This window comes from Trinickia sp. Y13 (genome assembly GCF_029522115.1).
Lineage (GTDB): Bacteria > Pseudomonadota > Gammaproteobacteria > Burkholderiales > Burkholderiaceae > Trinickia.
Genome location: NZ_JAKWFK010000002.1, coordinates 1 through 18467, shown reverse-complemented (window position 1 = coordinate 18467; position 18467 = coordinate 1). Strand labels below are relative to the sequence as shown.

Genomic DNA, 18467 nt, shown 5'->3' with positions numbered 1-18467 from the left:
GCTATGACATCCGTTCTCGATTACTTTGCCACCCTCGTTGCCGACGACGACACCCTGCCGCTCACCGAAACGGCGATCTCGCTCGCTCAGGATGCGTACCCCGATCTCGATATCGAAGCGGTGCTGGCGGAGCTCGACGAGTTGGCGTTGCGCTTGCGGCGACGCTTGCCAGAGGCCGCGGATCTGACCGAAAGAATCGGCGTATTGAACCGCTTTTTCTTTCGCGAGCTCGGCTTCGCCGGCAATCTGAACGACTACTACGACCCGGACAACAGCCATCTGAATATCGTGCTCAAGCGCAGGCGCGGTATCCCGATTTCGCTGGCGGTGCTCTATCTCGAGCTGGGCGAGCAGATCGGCGTTCCGGTGAAAGGCGTTTCGTTCCCCGGCCATTTCCTCATGCGTGTCACACTGCCGGAAGGCGATGTCATGCTCGATCCGACGACGGGGCAGTCGCTGTCCGAGGCGCAGATGGTCGACATGCTCGAGCCGTACATCTCGCACACCGAGCAGTCGGTCGGCACGGCGCTGCGCATGCTGCTGCAGCCGGCCACGCCGCGCGAGATTCTCGCGCGCATGCTGCGCAACCTGAAAGCCGTTTACCTGCAAACCGAACGGTGGCAGCGGCTGCTCGCAGTGCAGCAGCGGCTCGTCGTTTTACTGCCCGAGAACATCGAAGAAGTGCGCGATCGCGGCTTCGCCTACGCTCGGCTCGATTACTTGCGGCCGGCGCTGGAGGACCTCGAGCGCTACCTGGAGGAGCGGCCCGATGCCGAGGATGCAACGGCGGTCGAGTCGCAATTGAGCGAGTTGCGTCAGCGGGCGAACTCCAGCGGCGACTGACTGCCGATACGTGCGGCGTTCCGCGCGTCGCCCGACACCACCGCTTCTCGAAACACCTCAACACAACGACACAACGCCCGCTCGGCGCTTGCGCGCCGGCGGGCGTTTGCATTCGGTACGGGCGGGCGGCCGCCCTGTAGCTTACTTCGGCTGCATCCGGATTGCGCCGTCCAGACGGATCACTTCCCCGTTGAGCATCGGATTGTCGAAGATCTGCTTCACGAGCATCGCGTATTCGCTGGGCTTGCCGAGACGAGGCGGGAACGGAACCATGGCGCCAAGCGCATCCTGCACTTCCTTCGGCATGCCGAGGAGCATCGGCGTTTCGAAGATGCCGGGAGCGATCGTCATCACGCGGATCGCATTGCGCGAGAGGTCGCGCGCGATCGGCAGCGTCATGCCCGCCACGCCGCTCTTCGAGGCTGCATACGCGGCTTGCCCGATCTGCCCGTCGAAAGCGGCGACCGAAGCCGTATTGACGATGACGCCGCGCTCGCCGTTCGTGTTGGGCTCGTTCTTCGCCATCGCGGCGGCCGCGAGCCGCAGCATGTTGAACGTGCCGATCAAGTTGATTTCGATCGTGCGCTGGAACTTGTCGAGCGGATGCGGCCCGTCCTTGCCGACCGTCTTGATGGCCGGCGCAACGCCCGCGCAGTTGACGAGCCCGACGAGCGGACCGAGCCTCGTAGCCGCTTCGACCGCTTGCGTGGCATCGGCCTCGCGGCTGACGTCGCACTTGACGAAGACGCCGCCCAACTCGCTAGCGAGCGCCCGACCTGCATCTTCGTTCAAATCGGCGATCACGACCTTGCCGCCTTGTTCCGCGATCAGGCGTGCGGTTGCCGCCCCCAGACCCGACGCGCCGCCGGTGACCAAAAATGCGTTGCCGCGAATCTCCATGCTAAAGGCTCCTTACGTGTTCTGAGAGGGTGCAGGCCCGGCTCCGCACGGCTCGTGACCGCTTGGCTTTCGGGCCGCCGACGATTGTATACGGTCGCGGGCGCAAAAAAACCCGCCGGTAGGGCGGGTTGCACGGCGTTGCCGGGGCGTTACTTCAGCGCTTCGAACACGCGCTGACGAATTTCGTCCACGCTGCCAAGGCCTGAAATGCGGCGGTATTGCGGGGCGCTCAGACCATTTTCGATGCCGCGCTGCGCCCATTGCTGGTAGTAGTCGATGAGCGGTTTGGTTTGCGCGACGTAGACATCGAGACGCTTCTTCACCGTCTCCTCTTTGTCGTCTTCACGCTGTACGAGCGGCTCGCCGGTCAGGTCGTCCTTGCCTTCGACCTTGGGCGGATTGAATTTGACGTGATAGCTGCGGCCCGATGCCGGATGCGTGCGGCGGCCGCTCATGCGGACGATGATTTCGTCGAAAGGAACGTCGATCTCGAGCACGTAGTCGATCGCGACCCCGGCGTCTTTCATCGCTTCCGCTTGCGGCAGCGTGCGCGGAAAACCGTCGAACAGATAGCCGTTCTTGCAATCGTCTTGCAGCAGGCGCTCTTTGACGAGATTGATGATCAGCGCGTCCGGCACGAGTTCGCCCGCGTCCATGTACCGCTTCGCTTCGACGCCGAGCGGCGAGCCCGCCTTGACGGCAGCGCGCAGCATGTCGCCGGTCGAAATCTGCGGGATCCCGAATTTTTCTTTGATGTAGTTAGCCTGGGTGCCCTTGCCGGCGCCCGGTGCGCCCAACAGGATCAAACGCATGCTCATTCTCCGAATTGTTGTGAATGCTGCGGCGCGAAAAACAAGGCGCAATGGCCAAGCGCAATACGCTTTTGCTTCGACGAATCGGGCCGTCGGCGGCGCAAACGCGCGGCGGCCGCATGAGGCTCGTCGCATCGTTCGGAACGAGGCGCAAGCCGCTCACGGGCGACACGGCGGACGAACGGGAATCGGAAGCGAATAGTGCGAATGCTCGCGCAATCGGCCCTGATTATGCCATGCGTTAGGCCTTCGACAGGAAAAAGAAGGTTAGCTTTTCGACAGGAAAAGTGTGCGCACGCGCTCCAAATCGGCGGGCGTATCGACACCCGGCGCCGGTGCTTCGTGCGTGACGCGCACCGCGATGCGCTCGCCGTGCCACATCGCGCGCAACTGTTCGAGCATTTCCGCTTGCTCGATCGGCGCCTGCGCGAGGCTGGGGTAAGTGCGCAGAAAGCGTGCACGGTAAGCGTAAAGGCCGATGTGCCGGAAGACGGTGTCGGCGGGCGCTGCGGGCATCGCGCGGACGTCGATCGCTCGTGCGCTCGTTTGGCCTTGATAGGCGTCGCGCAGCCAAGGGATCGGCGCGCGCGAGAAGTACAGCGCGACGGCGCGCGCATCGAGCACGACTTTTACGACGTTTGGGTTGAAGACTTCGGCCGGATCGGAGATCGGGTGCGCGGCTGTGGCGATCGCGCAGTCGGGATGCGTCGCAAGGTGCGACGCAACGTCGCGCACGAGCGCCGGGTCGATCAGCGGCTCGTCGCCTTGCACGTTGACGACGATCGTATCGTCGGCCAAGTCGAGCCGCACCGCGACTTCGGCAAGGCGGTCGGTGCCGGACGGATGATCGGCGCGCGTGAGCAACGCTTCGAAGCCGTGGGTGTGCGCGGCCTGAAGCACGCGCGGATCGTCGGTTGCGATCAGCACACGCTCGGCGCCCGCTTCACGCGCACGTTCGGCGACGCGTACGACCATCGGTTTGCCGGCAATATCGGCCAGCGGTTTTTCCGGCAGGCGCGTCGAGGCGAGACGCGCAGGGACGACGGCGACGAAAGGCGGCGCGTCCGGAAGGAAGGAGGCGGTCATCGGAGATGAGCGAGCGGAGCCAATACGCGTTGGGACGCGGCGCGTCAGGCGCCGCCCTGGGCCGGGTCGAGCGGTTCGACCGGGGTGCCTTCGACGGTTTGGCGCGCTTCGTCCACGAGCATGACCGGGATGCCGTCGCGAATCGGGTAGGCCAGCTTGTCGGCGTGGCAGATGAGCTCTTGCTGCGCCCGGTCATAGCTGAGCGGACCCTTGCAGATCGGGCAAACGAGGATTTCAAGCAAGCGAGCGTCCACGGAGTTTCTCCACAACCAAAGCGATGAGGCGAGCGGGGAGCGTGGCTTCGACCGGTACGACCCAGATTCGAGCGTCACGCCAAGCGCTCAATTTTACTGCATCCTTCTCGGTCACCAGGATTGCGTCGACCGGTTCGTTGACGAAAGGGTTGTCGCGAAAAGCGTAGTGATCGGGTAACGGCCGCGTATCCGGCGCGATGCCGGCGGCGCGCAAGGTCGCAAAAAAACGCTCGGGCGATCCGATGCCGGCTGCCGCCAACACGCGCGCGCCGGCAAACTGCGCGAGCGGTCGGCGCAGGCTCGGATCGCTCAGATGCCAGGCGTCGCCGGGCGAGAGCGTCAGCGCGAACGTGTCGGGCCACGGCGGTAACGCGCGCTCGAACGGGTTGTTGACGAGCGTCGCGTCGCGACGGCGCGACAGCGGTTCGCGCAAGGGCCCGGCCGGCAGCAGAAAGCCGTTTCCCGCCAGACGATGATCGAACACGACGAGTTCGACGTCGCGCGCCAGGCGGTAATGCTGCAGGCCATCGTCGCTCACGATCACGTCGACGTCGATATGCGCCGCGCGCAGCGCCTGCGCACACGCGACGCGATCGGGCGAGACCCATACTGGCGCGCTCGTGCGCCGGGCGATCAAAACCGGCTCGTCGCCGACCTGCTCTGGCGCCGAAGCCGAAGTCACGGGGCGCGGCTCGCGGCCCTTCGCGCCATAGCCTCGCGACACTACCCCCGGCGTGAACCCGGCCGCGCGCAGCGCTTGAACGAGCGCGATCACCGTCGGGGTCTTGCCTGTGCCGCCCACCGTGACATTGCCGACGACGATGACCGGCAAGCCCACATCCACCCGCTCACGCCAGCCGAGCGCGAAGGTGGTCCGCCGGATGGCGGCGATGGCGCCGAATACGCAAGCGGCGGGCGTCATCGCCCAAGCGAATGCGCCGCGGCGTTGCCATTCGCGCGTCACGTACGCCTGCACGCGGGCTTTGAGTCGATCGGCGAAGCGGTCCATGGTGATAACGGTTGTGAGGTCGTCGAAAGGTCGTAGCACGGAGCCGGCACTGTAGCCCGGCCCGCGCGCCGCCCGCAAGCCGCTTCGAGGCAGATCGTCGGCAGATTAGCCAATCTGCCGACGGCATGCCAGATTCGAGCGCGCTGTGGATAACTCTGTGAAGAACTTCGCCTGTCGCGCGCCGGAAGGCCGGTAAATCAAGCTTCTTATCGGTCGTGACTAAAGTCCTACTAAAGATTTTTCTTTATAAATCATTGCATTACGGCGTGGCGGCACGGCTTTTAGCGGGTCCGGCGGCCATTCGACGCGAATCTGCGCAGCGCTTCGCTATGTGGGAAACCTTGCACGAATTTGCGCGGGCACTGGACGGCGGCCGTGCGACGGTCTATCGTCTGACCGGCCAAAAACCAAGGTTCCGCATGCCATCCCGTTCTTCATTTCCGCCCTCGGCCGGGGCCGCGCCACTCGGTCCGGGTTCGTTCGAGGCCGATGTCGCCGTTCCCGTCTCCGTGCTCAACCGTGCGATCGGCACGATGCTCGAACGATCGTTTCCGCTCGTTTGGGTGGCGGGCGAAGTCTCGAACTTTACGCGGGCCGCCAGCGGGCATTGGTACTTTTCGATCAAGGACGCGCAAGCGCAGATGCGCTGCGTGATGTTCCGCGGGCGCGCCCAGTACGCCGAGTTCGTTCCGCGCGAAGGCGACAAGATCGAAGTGCGCGCGCTCGTGACGATGTACGAGCCGCGCGGCGAACTGCAATTGAACGTCGAGGCGGTGCGCCGCACCGGCATGGGGCGTCTGTACGAGACGTTTTTGCGGCTCAAGGCGCAGCTCGAGGCCGAGGGGCTGTTCGCGCCCGAGCGCAAGCGGCCGCTGCCGACGCATCCTCGCGCGATCGGCATCGTGACTTCCCTGCAAGCCGCGGCGCTGCGCGATGTCCTGACGACGCTCGCGCGCCGCGCGCCGCATGTGCCCGTCATCGTCTATCCGGCCCCGGTGCAAGGCGCCGGCGCGGGCGAAAAACTCACGGCGATGATCGAGACGGCGAACGCGCGCCGCGAAGTGGATGTGCTCATCGTCTGCCGCGGCGGCGGCTCGATCGAAGATCTGTGGGCGTTCAACGAGGAAGCGCTGGCGCGGGCGATTGCCGGCAGCGCGTTGCCGATCGTCAGCGGTGTCGGCCACGAGACCGACTTCACCATTGCCGACTTCGCGGCCGACGTGCGCGCGCCTACGCCCACGGGGGCCGCCGAACTCGTCAGCCCGCAGCGCACGATGCTGCTGCGCGAGCTCGATCATCGCACGGCGGCGCTGGCGCGCGGGTTCGGCCGGTTGATGGAGCGGCGCGCCCAGCAGCTCGATTGGCTGGCGCGCCGGCTGGTGAGTCCCGCCGAGCGCTTGCGCCGGCAGCGCACGCACCTGCAGCAGTTGCAGGTGCGCCTCGCCTCGGCGGGGGCGCGCCCCTTGCGCGATGCGCAGGGGCGTTTCGCGCTCGTGCGGTTGCGTTGGCAGCGCTGGCGGCCGGATCTGTCGGCGCCGCGTGCGCTCGTGCTGGGATTGCGCGGACGTCTCGATTCTTCGTTCGAGCGCGACCGAGAGCGCCGGGGCGCGAAGGTCGCGGCGCTCTCGGCTCGGCTCGATGTGTTGAGCCCGCAGCGCACGCTCGAGCGCGGTTACGCCGCGCTCATCGACGCGCAAACGGGGCGCGCGGTGCGTTCGCCCGCGGCGCTCAAGCGCGAGCGGGCCTTCACGGTTCATGTCGCCGAAGGCTCGGCCGACGTCACGCTCAAAGACGTGCAACCGCGGTTGACCGACGGTTTTTGATCCCGCTGCGCTAAAGCGGCGTGCCAAGCTCGCGACGGTTTTCGCTGTGCTCGCAACCGGCGCAAGCGCGCCGAAAGCCCCGGCTACCGCAGACGGACGCACGTGGCTGCCGCCATCATCGGTCATCTTCGCCGATCCACTGCGACGAAATGCACCTTGCTGAAGCATTTTTTACGCAAATTGCGGCGCGCGACGGTCGATGCTGCGCATAAAGGCCGCTGGTTTGCGGGGTTATTCCAAGTCGCCTACAATCCAGTGCTCTACAGCGTTAGCCGCCTACATCCCCATAACACACAAGGATCAGCACCATGGAACATACGCTCCCGCCGCTGCCGTACGCGAAAAACGCGCTCGCTCCGCATATGTCGGAAGAAACGCTCGAATACCACTACGGTAAGCATCACCAAGCCTACGTCACGAACTTGAACAACCTCATCAAGGGCACCGAGTTCGAGAATCTGCAGCTTGAAGACATCGTCAAGAAGGCGTCGGGCGGCGTCTTCAACAATGCAGCGCAAATCTGGAATCACACGTTCTTCTGGAACTGCCTGAAGCCGCAAGGCGGCGGCGCGCCGAGCGGCGCCCTGGGCGATGCGATCAACGCCAAGTGGGGTTCCTTCGATGCGTTCAAGGAAGCGTTCTCGAAGGCTGCAGTCGGCAACTTCGGTTCCGGCTGGACCTGGCTCGTGAAGAAGGCCGACGGCTCGCTCGACATCGTGTCGACGAGCAACGCCGCCACGCCGCTGACGACCGATGCCAAGCCGCTGCTGACGATCGACGTCTGGGAGCACGCTTACTACATCGACTACCGCAATGCCCGGCCGAAGTTCGTCGAGGCGTTCTGGAACCTGGTGAACTGGGATTTCGCGGCGAAGAACTTCGCGTAAATCCGCACACTGCATCGAAAGGCGGGCGCGCAGGAAGGCGCCTGCCGCGATGAAAGAACAAAAGGCTCTGCACGCATGCAGAGCCTTTTTTCATACGCCGCCGGCATCGGCCCGTCTCATGCCGTGTGGGGGGCTCGGCTCAGAGCATCGTATGGCGCGCGACGTCGGCCAACGAATTGCGATCGTTGAGCACGTCGTCGATCAGCCCATACTCCTTGGCCGCGACTGCCGACATGAAGTTGTCGCGGTCCGTGTCCTTGGCGATCTGCTCGACCGACTGTCCCGTGCGCTCGGCCAGCACCTGATTGAGCCGCTCGCGTAAGAACAGGACTTCCTTCGCCTGAATCTCGATATCCGCCGCCGTGCCTTGGCTGCCGCCGGACGGTTGGTGAATCATGATGCGGGCGTTGGGCAGCGCGAAGCGTTTGCCTTTGGCGCCCGCGGCCAGCAAGAACGTCCCCATGCTCGCGGCGAATCCCGTGCATAGCGTCGAGACTTGGGGCTTGATGAACTGCATCGTGTCGTAGATCGCCAGCCCGTCGTAGACCGACCCGCCCGGCGAATTGATATAGAAAAAGATGTCCTTGTCGGGGTTCTCCGATTCGAGGAAGAGCATCTGAGCGACGATGAGGCTGGCAGTCTCGTCGGTCACGGGGCCGACCAGAAACACGATACGCTCGCGCAAGAGCCGCGAGTAAATGTCATAAGCGCGTTCGCCGCGACCCGATTGTTCGATGACGGTCGGCACGAGCTGGCTTTGAGGGTAAGAATGCATGGGCGCTTCCTCGCATGAGATCGACGGTGGCCATGGTTCGAGGATACTCGCCCGCGGCCTTCCTTGTCATGACGCCCGGTGAGTTGCCGATGTGACGCAAATCGTCGATGTTCGCGGCCGCCGCCACAAAAAACAAAAAAACGGGGAAGCGCGTAACATCGGCACGCGCTCGAACGTCAACTAAATGAGGTGCGGCGCGCGCCGCTCGCTCGACTTTTGGAGCCACTCAATGACGAAAGAAGAAACAGACAAAATATCGGCTTTCGAAGCCGCTCGCACGCGGCTCACATCGATCGCCTATCGCATGCTCGGCAGCCGGGCGGAAGCCGAGGACGTCGTCCAAGATGCTTGGCTGAAATGGCATGCGGCGGCGCGCGAAGAGTTGCGTACGCCGCTCGCGTGGCTAACGACAGTGACGACGCGGCTTGCGATCGATCGCATTCGGCGTTTGCAGTCGGAGCAGGCGGCGCGAGCGAGCGAATGCTCGACGCAGCCTTGGCTGGACGAGTGGGCGCCCTCGGCCGAGGATGCCGCGCTGCATGCGTCGTCGGTCTCGGAGGCCGTGGCGCGGTTGTTCGAGCGGTTGTCCGCCGACGAGCGCGCAGCATTCGTGCTGCACGAGGCGTTCGATTGCGACTACGCACAGATTGCCGAAGTCGTCGGCAAGACCCCGGGGCATTGCCGGCAATTGGCGCATCGCGCTCGCCAGCGCTTGCAGGGCGAGCAAGCGCGGCGCGCCGATGGGCGGGCAAGCCGGCCGGCCGGCGAAGCGCGCGTCGTGAGCGCCGAGCGTTTGCGCGAGGCGATCGTTCGCGCCGACGCCGTGGCCGCGATGCAGCTATTCGCGACACGGGAGCCAATGGTCGCGGCGGCGACGTGCGATGCGGCCGGGGCGGCCCATGCGCGTGCTCGGGCGTCGCTTCGCGCGAAGGACGCTTCGGCGCTCGCGGCCTATGCCGCGGCCGAAGCGCACCCGCTGCCGTCCGGCTTCGGCTCGGGCATTGCGCTCGTATGCGCATGCGAGGTCGTCGCGATCGTGCGCGTGACGCCGCGTCCATCGAATTGCACGGGGAAGGCCTGCGCGATGGCGATCGTGACCGATGGCCCACTCGTGCAAGCACTCAACGCGCGCTTCGGCTTGCGCGCGATCGAGCATCTATTGGCGCGCATCGCGGGCGCTGCCGCTACCGCCACCGCAGGCTGCGCGAACTGATAGCGCCGCGCCGACGATGCACTCACGCGCTCACGCCCTTACCGCGCGCGCGAAGCGCCTTCCCAATCGATATCCACACAAAGCACTTGCAGCCCATGCGCCGTTTCGGCCGCGACGGACGCCGTCACGCATAGATGCGCCTCGTTCAACGATAGGTAGGGTGCCGTGACATGCACGGGGCCTGGCGCTCGAACGGCTGCCGTGAAGTACGGCCGGTGCGCCCAACTCGCCCCCTCCGAATGCAGCAGCGGGCTGAAACGCTTTGCGCGGCGCGAGACGACGCGCCCCGTGGGCACGAGGTTGTCGCCGATCTGCCGGCCATGTGCGTCGAGCACGAAGCAGCGCGCCGTATCCGGAAGCGCGAGCAACGCCTCGCAGGCCGTCTCCACCGGCGTCCCATCCACGAAACTCACACAGGCTTTCGCAAGCGATTCGACGTACGGCGCCAGACGCTGGCGTTGCTTGCGCTCTCTGCGAGCCACCCGCTCTCGCAGCGCCGCCGAAAGCGTGTCGATGAGCCCGGCGGCCGCCTGAGGTTGCACGGGGTCGACGCTCGGCTCGGCGAAGTAGCTGCCCTGCACGAAATCGACGTTGCATTCGAGTGCGATCAGCGCATCGCGTTCGGTCGTGAGGCCCCCCATCAGTACCAACTGCCCCGATTCGTGCAGCAGCGACACGAGTTGCGGCAGCACGCGCTCGAAATGCGAATGCTCGCTCGCTTGCGCGAGAATGCCGCGATCGAGCGAGACGATGTCCGGATGCAGATGCCAGACACGGTCGATGTTCGAGTGCTTGGCGCCAAAGCCGCCGAGCGCGATCAGAAAGCCCGATTTGCGCAGGCTATCGACGATCTCGGCGAAGCGGCTCGTTTCCCCGCCGGCTTGCTCGGGCACTTCCAGCACAACGCGCTGGGGCGGCAGGCCCAGCGATTTCAGATTGGCGAGCAGTGCGTCGCCGTAGCTCGTATCCATGAGCGCGGCCGGATGCAAGCTCAGAAACAGCCATTCGTCGTGCCCGTCGATGGCGCTGAAGTTGCCGAGATGGAGCGATTCGGCCAAGCGGCCAAGCTCTAGCAAGTCGCCGCGCCGGGCCGCCTGCGCGAACACGTCGCGCGACGGCGCGAGCTGGCCGTGCTCGTCGTGCGCACGCAAGGAGGCGTGATAACCGATCGCGCGTCGATGCGAGACCGAGAACACCGGCTGAAAGACGCTGAACACGGTGTAGCCGCCGTAGACAACGGTGCGGCGGCTACCAGCGTCGTCCGCGACGGGACGCGGCGGCTGAAAGCCGGGAGGATCGAGATCGACCATGCTCATTGAAGTCGGAGGGAGATGAAAATGGCGCCGAGGCGCACGCTTGCCGGCGCCGATCGGTACTTATTACAAACTGTACAGCATACTTGAGCAAGATTTATGCGAGATGTCAACGCGTCACGCAACCGCCCTCGGAGCGTGGGCCGCCCGCTCGAAGCGCCGCAGCCGCGCACAGGCGTGGTGCTCTCGCCGGTTTCGGCGCTCGTGCGCGGCGCTTGCGTGCCCCACCGGCGCACGCGTGGGTCGAATTCAGTCGAACAGCGTCATCGCGCTCTCGCGCGCACTGGGCGTGTCGTCGTTCGGTTCGAGCGCCGCTGCGCGCTCGAAAAACCGCAGCGCACGCGGATCTTGGGCGTAGGCCGCATTGATGCGGATCCACGGGCTCGGCTCCCCGTGCGGGCGGAAGTAGCTGCCTGGCGCGATCGTTACGCCGCAGGCGGCGGCGCAGTCGATCAGTTGTTGCTGATCCTCGATGTGCGGCACGCGAGCCCAGACGAACTTGCCGCCGATGGGCGATGCAAACAACTGCCAGCCGCAGGCTTCGAGCGAACGCGTGGTCGCGCCGAGCGCGTCGCTCATGCGCCGGCGCAGCCGCTCCAAGAACTTGCGATAAGCGCCGCGCTCGAGCATGGTCAGCGCGACGGCCTCGGCGAAAGGCGATCCGCTGATGCTCGTGAGCATCTTGATGTCGCCGAGGTCTTTGACGATGCGGCGGCTCGCGGCGACGAAGCCGATCCGCAGCGACGAGGACAGGGTTTTCGACAAGCCGCCGATATAAATGACGCGTTCGAGTTGATCGAGCGCGGCTAGCCGGTCCGTGGTTTCGCTTTGAAAATCGGCGTAGATGTCGTCTTCGATGAGCGTGAAGTCGTATTCGTGCGCTAGCTGCAGCAGCCGGAACGCAACGGACGGCGCGAGCACCGTGCCCGTCGGATTGTGAAAAACCGAATTGATGAACACGGCGCGGGGCCGATGGCGTTTCAGTTCCGCTTGCAGCACCTCGATATCGGGCCCGGACGCCGTGCGCGGAATCCCGACTACGTTGATGCCGTGTAATTTCAGTAGCCCGAACAAATTGTAGTAGCCCGGATCTTCGACGAACATCGTGTCGCCCGCGCGCAGCAGATAGCGCACGATGAGATCCACGGCTTGGCTCGCGCCGAAGGTGATCAGAATCTGCGAGGCGTCGGCGCGTATCCCGAGCGGCGCGATGCGCGCCTGCAAATGTTCGCGCAATGCGCCGCTGCCGAGCGGCGTCGCATAGTCGGTCAACGCGCTTTGATCGGCGCGGGCGACATGACGCACCGCCTGCGCGATCCCGTCCATATCGCGCCATGCTTCAGGGATGAAACCGCTGCCCAGTTTGAGCGTGTCTCCCGGGTGATTGAACTGCTGCAGGATGTAGTTCGATTCGTCCTCGGCGCGTCGCGGGTCGGAGGCGCCGCAGCGATCCAGCGCCGCGTGCGCGCGTGCGCTCACGTAAAAGCCCGACCCATGGCGCGATTCGATGTAACCGAGCGAGACGAGCCGATCGTATGCCTCGATCACCGGAAACCGGCTGATGCCGCAGTCCTGCGCGAGCTGCCGGATCGACGGGAGCTTTGCTCCCGCGTGCGCTTCGCGTGAGCGAATCCATTGCTCCATGGAAGAGACGATCTGCTCGGTCATCGGCACACCGCTCTCCCGGTCAATCGCAATCTTCATCGCTGCTCCCAACTGTTCGGTTTTTTAACTGAACAGTTTCGACAAAACTGTTCATTACTGTGCATGTGATTGTAGCTGTCCGCTCGCAATAATGCGTAGACGAAATGTTTTTGAAGGAGTAGTGCGATGCGCGAGATCCGGACGTTCGAGATGGAATACGACGAACCCGCCGCCGTGTGGCGGGTGGAGCACCCGCTAATCGTCGAAGTGGCGCGCGGCACGCTCTGGCTGACGCTAGAGGGCGACGCGGAAGATTACTGGATCGATCCTGGCGAGTCGTTTCTGTTGCCCGTGGGCGCGAAGGCATGGATCGGCTCCGGGCGGGGCGACGTGCGCTTGACGGTGAGGGGCGCGGGCGCGAGGAACCCGGCAGATGAGAGCGCAGCGCTCTTGCGTCCGAGCATCGAGCCGAGTCACCGCCGGTCCGGACTCATGTCGATGCCCCGTTGGCCTCAGGCGGCGGCTTGACACTGCATCCGGCGCCCGACGAGCGGCGGCGCACATCACGCCGCGCGTTCATCGGGGCCGACGTAACGGGCGCGCGGGCGGATCAAGCGGCCGTCGTCGTATTGCTCCATGGCATGTGCGATCCAGCCGGCCGCCCGGCCCAGCGCGAATAGCGAGAAGGCCGCGCCTTGCGGCAAGGCGAGCACGCGCTCGATCGCGGAGAGCGCGAAATCGACGGTGGGCGCAAGGCCAGTCGCTGCGTGCGCCGTGCGTACGAGCGCATCGATCTCGGCGAGCGTTTGCCGCTCGGCGCAGGCGGTCGCGCTCTGCGTCAGCAATTCAAGCAGCAATGCACCGCGCGGATCGCCCGTCGGGTACAGCATGTGGCCGAAGCCGGGCAAGACGGTGCGCTGCTGCGTTTCGCAGTGCGCGAGCCGCTCCGTCACATAACGATCGAGGTCGCCGGCTGCGCTCGCTTCCCGAAACAACGCCGTGACGAGCATCGTTTCGCCGCAATGGCGCGGCCCCGCCAAGGCTGCCAGACCGCCCGTGACGGCGCCGAACAAGTGCATGCCCGTCGACGCGATGCAGCGCACCGTGAAGGTCGACGCATTCAATTCGTGATCGGCACACACGACGAGCGCGGCGCGCAGCAATTCGACATGAAGGCGATCGCGCACGCCCCACGCGGCGGCAAGCTGCCGATGCAGCGGCTCGCGCGCGGGCTCGCGTTCGATTAGGGCGGCGGCGAGCACGCGCAGCAACATGGCGGCGGTCTGGCGCAATTGCGTTTGGGTGTCCCATGCGAACAACCGCGGCAGGTGCGCGGCGGCGATTGGCAGCATGACCAGCGCACGCTCGTGGGGCGCGCTCGCGCCCGTCTGCCGCAGCCACGCGTGCCACGTCGCCCGCGTCAGTGGGACGTCGGGCGTTTCCTCGAAGCAGGTGTGGTCGCACTCCCAAAGCAGGGCGGCAGTCTCTTCGAGCGTGGCCGTGCGCGCCAGCTCGATGGCGTCCCGGCCGCGATAGACGAGCCGTCCGTCCGCGATGAGCGTGATCTTGGATTCGAGCACCGGCACGCCCCAATCGAGCACCTTCTGGGCGACTTTCCCGGCCCGCTTGCCGTCGGCTTTGCGACGCGCGAGACGCCGCACTTCGTCGGCCGCATAGAGTCGCCGTTTGCCGCCTGTATGCGGGGCCGAACGAAGCATGCCGCGGCTGACATAGGAATAAAGCGTGGGCACGCTGACGCCAAGGGTCGCGGCGGCTTCGGCCGCGGTCAGGTAGTGGGGCATGGTCGCGCACGTCGTCGAGGAGAAACCAAACTAATCGATATATGTTGATTGTTCGAATCAAGATTGATCGACAGCGAACCCGATTCTAGACTCGCCGACATCTTCATTGCGATTGGTTTCGAATCATGACGGCCTTCCGTGCGCTCGAACATATCTGGTCGCTGGCCTGCTGCGACGCCACAGCGCTCGACGACATACGCCTGTTCGGCGACGACCCAGGTCTGCCGTCGGTCTATCGCGTCGGGGCGCTGGCCAACGCGACGATCGGTGCGGCTGCGCTTGCCGCGGCCGAATATCACCGGTTGCGCACCGGCTGCCGGCAGCGTGTCGAAGTGGAGCAGCGGCGCGCGCTCGCAGCGTTTCGCAGCGAGCGATATCTGCGCATCGACGATGGTCCTCCGCCGCAGCTGCGCGATCCGTTGATGGGCTTTTTCGAGACTCGCGACGGGCGTTGGATTCAGTTGCATACGAACTTCGAGCACCACCGAACAGGCGTCGTCAAGCTGCTTGGATGCAAGGACGATTACGCGTCGGTGAGCGCTGCGATCCGAGAGCGCGATGGCGCATCGCTCGATCAGGCGCTCGCCGACGCGGGTCTTTGCGCCGCATTGGTTAGGAGTCCAAATGAATGGGCAGCGCTAACGCAAGCCTCGGCGCTCGCGTCCTTGCCGCTGTTCGAAATCGAGCGCATCGACGCGGCGGGCAATTCCGACTCGGGGCGAGTGCCTCTCGGCCGGGACGCGGGTGACGGCGCCGCATCGGGTCGCGCAGCCACGCCATGCCTGCCCAGTGTATCGGCTGCTCGGCCGTTGAGCGGCGTGCGGGTGCTCGACTTGACGCGAATCATCGCGGGTCCGGTCGCCGGGCGCACGCTGGCTCAGCATGGCGCCGATGTCATGCTGGTGAATGGCCCGCATTTACCGAACATCGCGCCGCTCGTGATCGACAACGGACGAGGCAAGCGATCCGTGTTCCTCGACTTGCGTCGCGAGGCGGAACGAGCGACGTTGCATGCGCTGCTGCAAGACGCCGATGTTTTTCTGCAGGCTTACCGTCCGGGGGCGCTGGCGGGGCACGGTTTTTCGCCCGAGGCGCTGGCTCTGGCCAAGCCGGGCATCGTCTACGTTTCGATCTGCGCGTACGGGCCGATAGGCCCCTGGGCTCGGCGGCGCGGGTTCGACTCGCTCGTGCAGTCGGCGAGCGGCATTGCCTGGACGGAAGCGCAGGCGGCAGGCACACCCGCTCCGAGGCATTTGCCGTGTCAGGCGCTCGACCATGCGACGGGATATCTCGCCGCGTTCGGGGCAATGGTCGCGCTCATGCGGCGGGCAACCGAAGGCGGCAGTTGGCACGTCAAGGTGTCGCTCGCCCAGACGGGGCAGTGGCTGCAATCGCTGGGGACGCTCGCCAACGGATGGCGTGTGCCCGACGTATCCATGGACGACGTGCGCGACCTGATGCAAACGATGGACACACCGTTCGGCAAAGTGTTGGCCGTGGCGCCGGCCGAGACCTTATCGGCCACCTCGCCGCGCTTCGAGCGCCCGAGCGTGCCGCTCGGCACGAATTCGCCGTCCTGGGCCGCTTAGCGATGCGCTCGCACGGGCGGTGCGCGGCGTGTGCGCGCCTTCACTTGCGCAGTTCCGCGACGAAGTCGTAGTAGTCGTTGCGGCAGTAGGTATCGGTCAGCTCGATCGCGCGCTGATCGGCGCAGTAGCCGATACGCGTGATGAGCAGCAATGCGTCGTGCGGCGCGATGCCCATCTGCTGCGCGATTTCGTCGCTCGCGTTGACGGCGCGAAAGTGTTGCAGCGCGCGCACGATGCTCAGGCCGCGCTGTTCGAGGTAGCTATAGAGCGAATCGCCGATCGCATTGGGATCGGGTATGACGGAGGCGGGCAGGGTGGAATTTTCGACGGCCATGACGATACCGTTGGCCAGGCGCAGCCGCTTTAGCCGCGTGACGGCCGCTGCGGGCGACAAGCCGAGTTGAATCACTTCGTCGCGGCTGGCGGGTTGGATCTCGCGCGAGATCCATTTGGAGCTCGGCGTGAAGCCGCGGCGACGCAGCATCTCGCTGAAACTGGAAAGGCGCGAGAGCGGATCGTCGTAGCGAGGCGTGATGAAGCTGCCCGCGCCTTGGGTGCGGCGGATCAACCCTTGTTCGACGAGCAGCGCAATTGCTTTGCGCGCGGTAATGCGCGATACGCCTAGCGCGTCCGACAACACGCGCTCCGAAGGCAGCGCTTCCCCAGCGTTCCAGCGGTTCTCGTGGATCGCTTGGCCGAGCTTTCGTGCCAACTGCAGATAGAGCGGCGTGTCATTGTCGGGATCTGGGCGAAGATCGCGCCAGCGGCCTTCCGAGGAAGCGGTTGTCATGGAGTTCGCGCGGCGAGGGGCAAGCGGCAATTCTAAGGCATCGCGGTTCGGGTGTGCCGTGTGAGCCATTTGTCCAATGGATCGATCTTGCTTGGCGCGCAGCGCTGAGCGGCGAATGCCAGCGGCGTGAAGGCGTGTGATGCCGGCGGTGTAGAGAAGCGAGCGCGAACCGACGGTCGGGCGACTACACTTCACGGATCGTCGATCGTTCGAAGGAGGCTGGCATGACTCGCGCCGACGCATTCGTCACCCTGCCGGATGGCGAGCGCATCGCCCGGTTGGGGCAAGGCACATGGGAAATGGGTGAGCGCCCCGAGCGGCGCGGCGCCGAAATCGACGCGCTGCGCGCAGGCGTCGATCTCGGTATGACGGTGATCGATACGGCGGAGATGTATGGCGAGGGGGCCACGGAAACACTGCTCGGCGATGCGCTCGCGGGGCTGCGCGAGAAAGTCTTCCTCGTCAGCAAGGTCTATCCGCATAACGCAAGCCGGCGTGCGGTGGTCGCTTCGTGCGAGGCGAGCTTGAGCCGCTTGAAGACCGATCGGCTCGATCTCTATCTATTGCATTGGCGCGGCGCGGTTCCGCTGGAGGAGACGGTGGAAGGCTTCGAGTCGTTGCGTCGCCAGGGCAAGATTCGGCATTGGGGCGTCAGCAACTTCGACGTGGACGATATGGAGGCGCTCAGGGCCGCCGGGGGCCTCGCGTGCGCGACGAATCAGATTCTGTACAACGTCGCCCGGCGCGGATCCGAATTCGACCTGCTGCCTTGGATGAGCGCGCACGCCATGCCGGCGATGGCGTACAGCCCAATCGATCATATGCGCTTGCCCAAGCGGTCGGTGCTCGATGAGATTGCGCGTGCTCGCCAACTATCGGCGGTTCAGATCGCGCTAGCTTGGGTACTCGCGCGCCCAGGTATATGCGCGATTCCGAAAGCGGGAAGCGTCGAGCACGTACGCGCCAACCGGCAGGCGCTCGAGGTCGCATTGAGCGAACAGGAACTCGCGGCGATCGATGCGGCGTTCAAGCCACCGCGCAGAAAGACGCCACTCGAGATGTTGTAACTGCGAACCTTCAGTGACGGTGGAGTGCGTCGCATGAAGCGCAATGCCGGTCGGTGCGTTGCCGTACCGTCAGGGAAGGTGTGCGGTCGGCGCGAATTGCCGATGATGACGCAAGATTGAGACAGGCGCTTCGGTAGGGGAGCGATCGAACGGCGGTGGCTACAACGCGAACACCGCCGTTCGATACGCGGTGGCAATGTCAGTGACCGCCGCTCGAGCCGTGGCCGCCGCCCGCGCCATTGCCGTTTCCTCCGCCTGCGCCGTGACCGCCGCCCGAGCCGTTGCCGTGACCACCGCCTGCGCCGTGACCGCCGCCCGCGCCATTGCCGTGACCGCCGCCTGAGCCGTGGCCTCCGCCTGCGCCGTTGCCGTTTCCGCCACCCGAGCCTGCGCCGCAACCGCAACCGCCGCCTCCGTGTCCGCCGGAACCGCCTGAGCCACCGGAACCGCCCGAGCCACCACCGGAACCGCCCGAGCCACCACCGGAGCCACCACCGGAGCCACCACCGGAGCCACCACCGGAGCCACCACCGGAGCCACCACCGGAGCCACCACCGGAGCCACCACCGGAGCCACCACCGGAGCCACCACCGGAGCCACCACCGGAGCCACCACCGGAGCCACCACCGGAGCCACCACCGGAGCCACCACCGGAGCCAC

Annotated in this window: 18 protein-coding genes; 7 read left to right on the top strand and 11 right to left on the bottom strand. The window is 65.4% G+C overall.

From position 1 onward, the window contains the following. Positions 1–3: 3 nt before the first annotated feature. A complete protein-coding gene (locus MMB74_RS03145; protein WP_277427155.1) occupies positions 4–843 on the top strand; it encodes a SirB1 family protein in 840 nt (279 codons plus the stop codon). 141 nt (positions 844–984) lie between these two features. Here MMB74_RS03145 and MMB74_RS03140 read toward each other — a convergent pair whose 3' ends face one another. The 5 genes from MMB74_RS03140 to lpxK form a co-directional block, all read right to left on the bottom strand. Continuing rightward, on the bottom strand, positions 985–1743 hold the full coding sequence (locus tag MMB74_RS03140) for a 3-hydroxyacyl-CoA dehydrogenase (RefSeq protein WP_277427154.1): 759 nt from the start codon (positions 1741–1743) through the stop codon (positions 985–987). Between the two features lie 149 nt (positions 1744–1892). Next, positions 1893–2555 (bottom strand): adenylate kinase, encoded by a 663-nt coding sequence (adk, locus tag MMB74_RS03135; protein ID WP_277427153.1) that lies wholly within the window; start codon positions 2553–2555, stop codon positions 1893–1895. A 267-nt stretch (positions 2556–2822) separates the two neighbouring features. Next, a complete protein-coding gene (kdsB, locus tag MMB74_RS03130; protein ID WP_277427152.1) occupies positions 2823–3641 on the bottom strand; it encodes a 3-deoxy-manno-octulosonate cytidylyltransferase in 819 nt (272 codons plus the stop codon). Positions 3642–3685: 44 nt separating this feature from the next. After that, positions 3686–3895, bottom strand: coding sequence for a Trm112 family protein (locus MMB74_RS03125; protein ID WP_277427151.1), 210 nt, complete (start codon positions 3893–3895; stop codon positions 3686–3688). Beyond that, a complete protein-coding gene (lpxK, locus tag MMB74_RS03120) occupies positions 3876–4904 on the bottom strand; it encodes a tetraacyldisaccharide 4'-kinase (protein WP_277427150.1) in 1029 nt (342 codons plus the stop codon). Before lpxK ends, MMB74_RS03125 begins: the two co-directional genes overlap by 20 nt. A gap of 419 nt (positions 4905–5323) precedes the next feature. Here lpxK and xseA point away from each other — a divergent pair, with 419 nt between their 5' ends. Beyond that, positions 5324–6727: an exodeoxyribonuclease VII large subunit gene (gene xseA / locus MMB74_RS03115; protein ID WP_277427149.1), complete on the top strand. Its 1404-nt coding sequence runs from the start codon at positions 5324–5326 to the stop codon at positions 6725–6727. 308 nt (positions 6728–7035) lie between these two features. Further along, positions 7036–7614 carry a superoxide dismutase [Fe] gene (gene sodB, locus MMB74_RS03110; protein WP_277427148.1) on the top strand — a complete coding sequence of 193 codons (579 nt, stop codon included), beginning with the start codon at positions 7036–7038 and terminating at the stop codon, positions 7612–7614. 139 nt (positions 7615–7753) lie between these two features. Here sodB and clpP read toward each other — a convergent pair whose 3' ends face one another. Further along, complete coding sequence (clpP, locus tag MMB74_RS03105) at positions 7754–8389, bottom strand: ATP-dependent Clp endopeptidase proteolytic subunit ClpP (RefSeq protein ID WP_277427147.1); 636 nt, start codon at positions 8387–8389, stop codon at positions 7754–7756. Positions 8390–8618: 229 nt separating this feature from the next. On the opposite strand from clpP, the gene MMB74_RS03100 reads away from it, so the two are divergent. Next, positions 8619–9602 (top strand): sigma-70 family RNA polymerase sigma factor, encoded by a 984-nt coding sequence (locus MMB74_RS03100; RefSeq protein ID WP_277427146.1) that lies wholly within the window; start codon positions 8619–8621, stop codon positions 9600–9602. Positions 9603–9640: 38 nt separating this feature from the next. Here MMB74_RS03100 and MMB74_RS03095 read toward each other — a convergent pair whose 3' ends face one another. Beyond that, a complete protein-coding gene (locus MMB74_RS03095) occupies positions 9641–10918 on the bottom strand; it encodes an EAL domain-containing protein (protein WP_277427145.1) in 1278 nt (425 codons plus the stop codon). Between the two features lie 246 nt (positions 10919–11164). Further along, positions 11165–12619 carry a PLP-dependent aminotransferase family protein gene (locus tag MMB74_RS03090; RefSeq protein ID WP_277427144.1) on the bottom strand — a complete coding sequence of 485 codons (1455 nt, stop codon included), beginning with the start codon at positions 12617–12619 and terminating at the stop codon, positions 11165–11167. A gap of 126 nt (positions 12620–12745) precedes the next feature. Here MMB74_RS03090 and MMB74_RS03085 point away from each other — a divergent pair, with 126 nt between their 5' ends. Beyond that, positions 12746–13087 carry a DUF2917 domain-containing protein gene (locus MMB74_RS03085; RefSeq protein WP_277427143.1) on the top strand — a complete coding sequence of 114 codons (342 nt, stop codon included), beginning with the start codon at positions 12746–12748 and terminating at the stop codon, positions 13085–13087. 35 nt (positions 13088–13122) lie between these two features. Here the strand turns inward: MMB74_RS03085 and MMB74_RS03080 are convergent, their stop codons facing one another. Next, positions 13123–14361: a citrate/2-methylcitrate synthase gene (locus MMB74_RS03080; protein WP_277427142.1), complete on the bottom strand. Its 1239-nt coding sequence runs from the start codon at positions 14359–14361 to the stop codon at positions 13123–13125. Between the two features lie 125 nt (positions 14362–14486). On the opposite strand from MMB74_RS03080, the gene MMB74_RS03075 reads away from it, so the two are divergent. Then, complete coding sequence (locus tag MMB74_RS03075; RefSeq protein WP_277427141.1) at positions 14487–15950, top strand: CoA transferase; 1464 nt, start codon at positions 14487–14489, stop codon at positions 15948–15950. Between the two features lie 40 nt (positions 15951–15990). Here the strand turns inward: MMB74_RS03075 and MMB74_RS03070 are convergent, their stop codons facing one another. Next, positions 15991–16740 carry a GntR family transcriptional regulator gene (locus MMB74_RS03070; protein ID WP_277427140.1) on the bottom strand — a complete coding sequence of 250 codons (750 nt, stop codon included), beginning with the start codon at positions 16738–16740 and terminating at the stop codon, positions 15991–15993. A 224-nt stretch (positions 16741–16964) separates the two neighbouring features. Between MMB74_RS03070 and MMB74_RS03065 the strand changes: the two genes are divergently transcribed. Beyond that, positions 16965–17807, top strand: a complete 843-nt coding sequence (locus MMB74_RS03065; protein WP_277427139.1) for an aldo/keto reductase — start codon at positions 16965–16967, stop codon at positions 17805–17807. A gap of 159 nt (positions 17808–17966) precedes the next feature. Here MMB74_RS03065 and MMB74_RS03060 read toward each other — a convergent pair. Continuing rightward, positions 17967–18467: hypothetical protein (locus MMB74_RS03060; RefSeq protein ID WP_277427138.1), on the bottom strand; the 501-nt coding region annotated here is incomplete at its 5' end.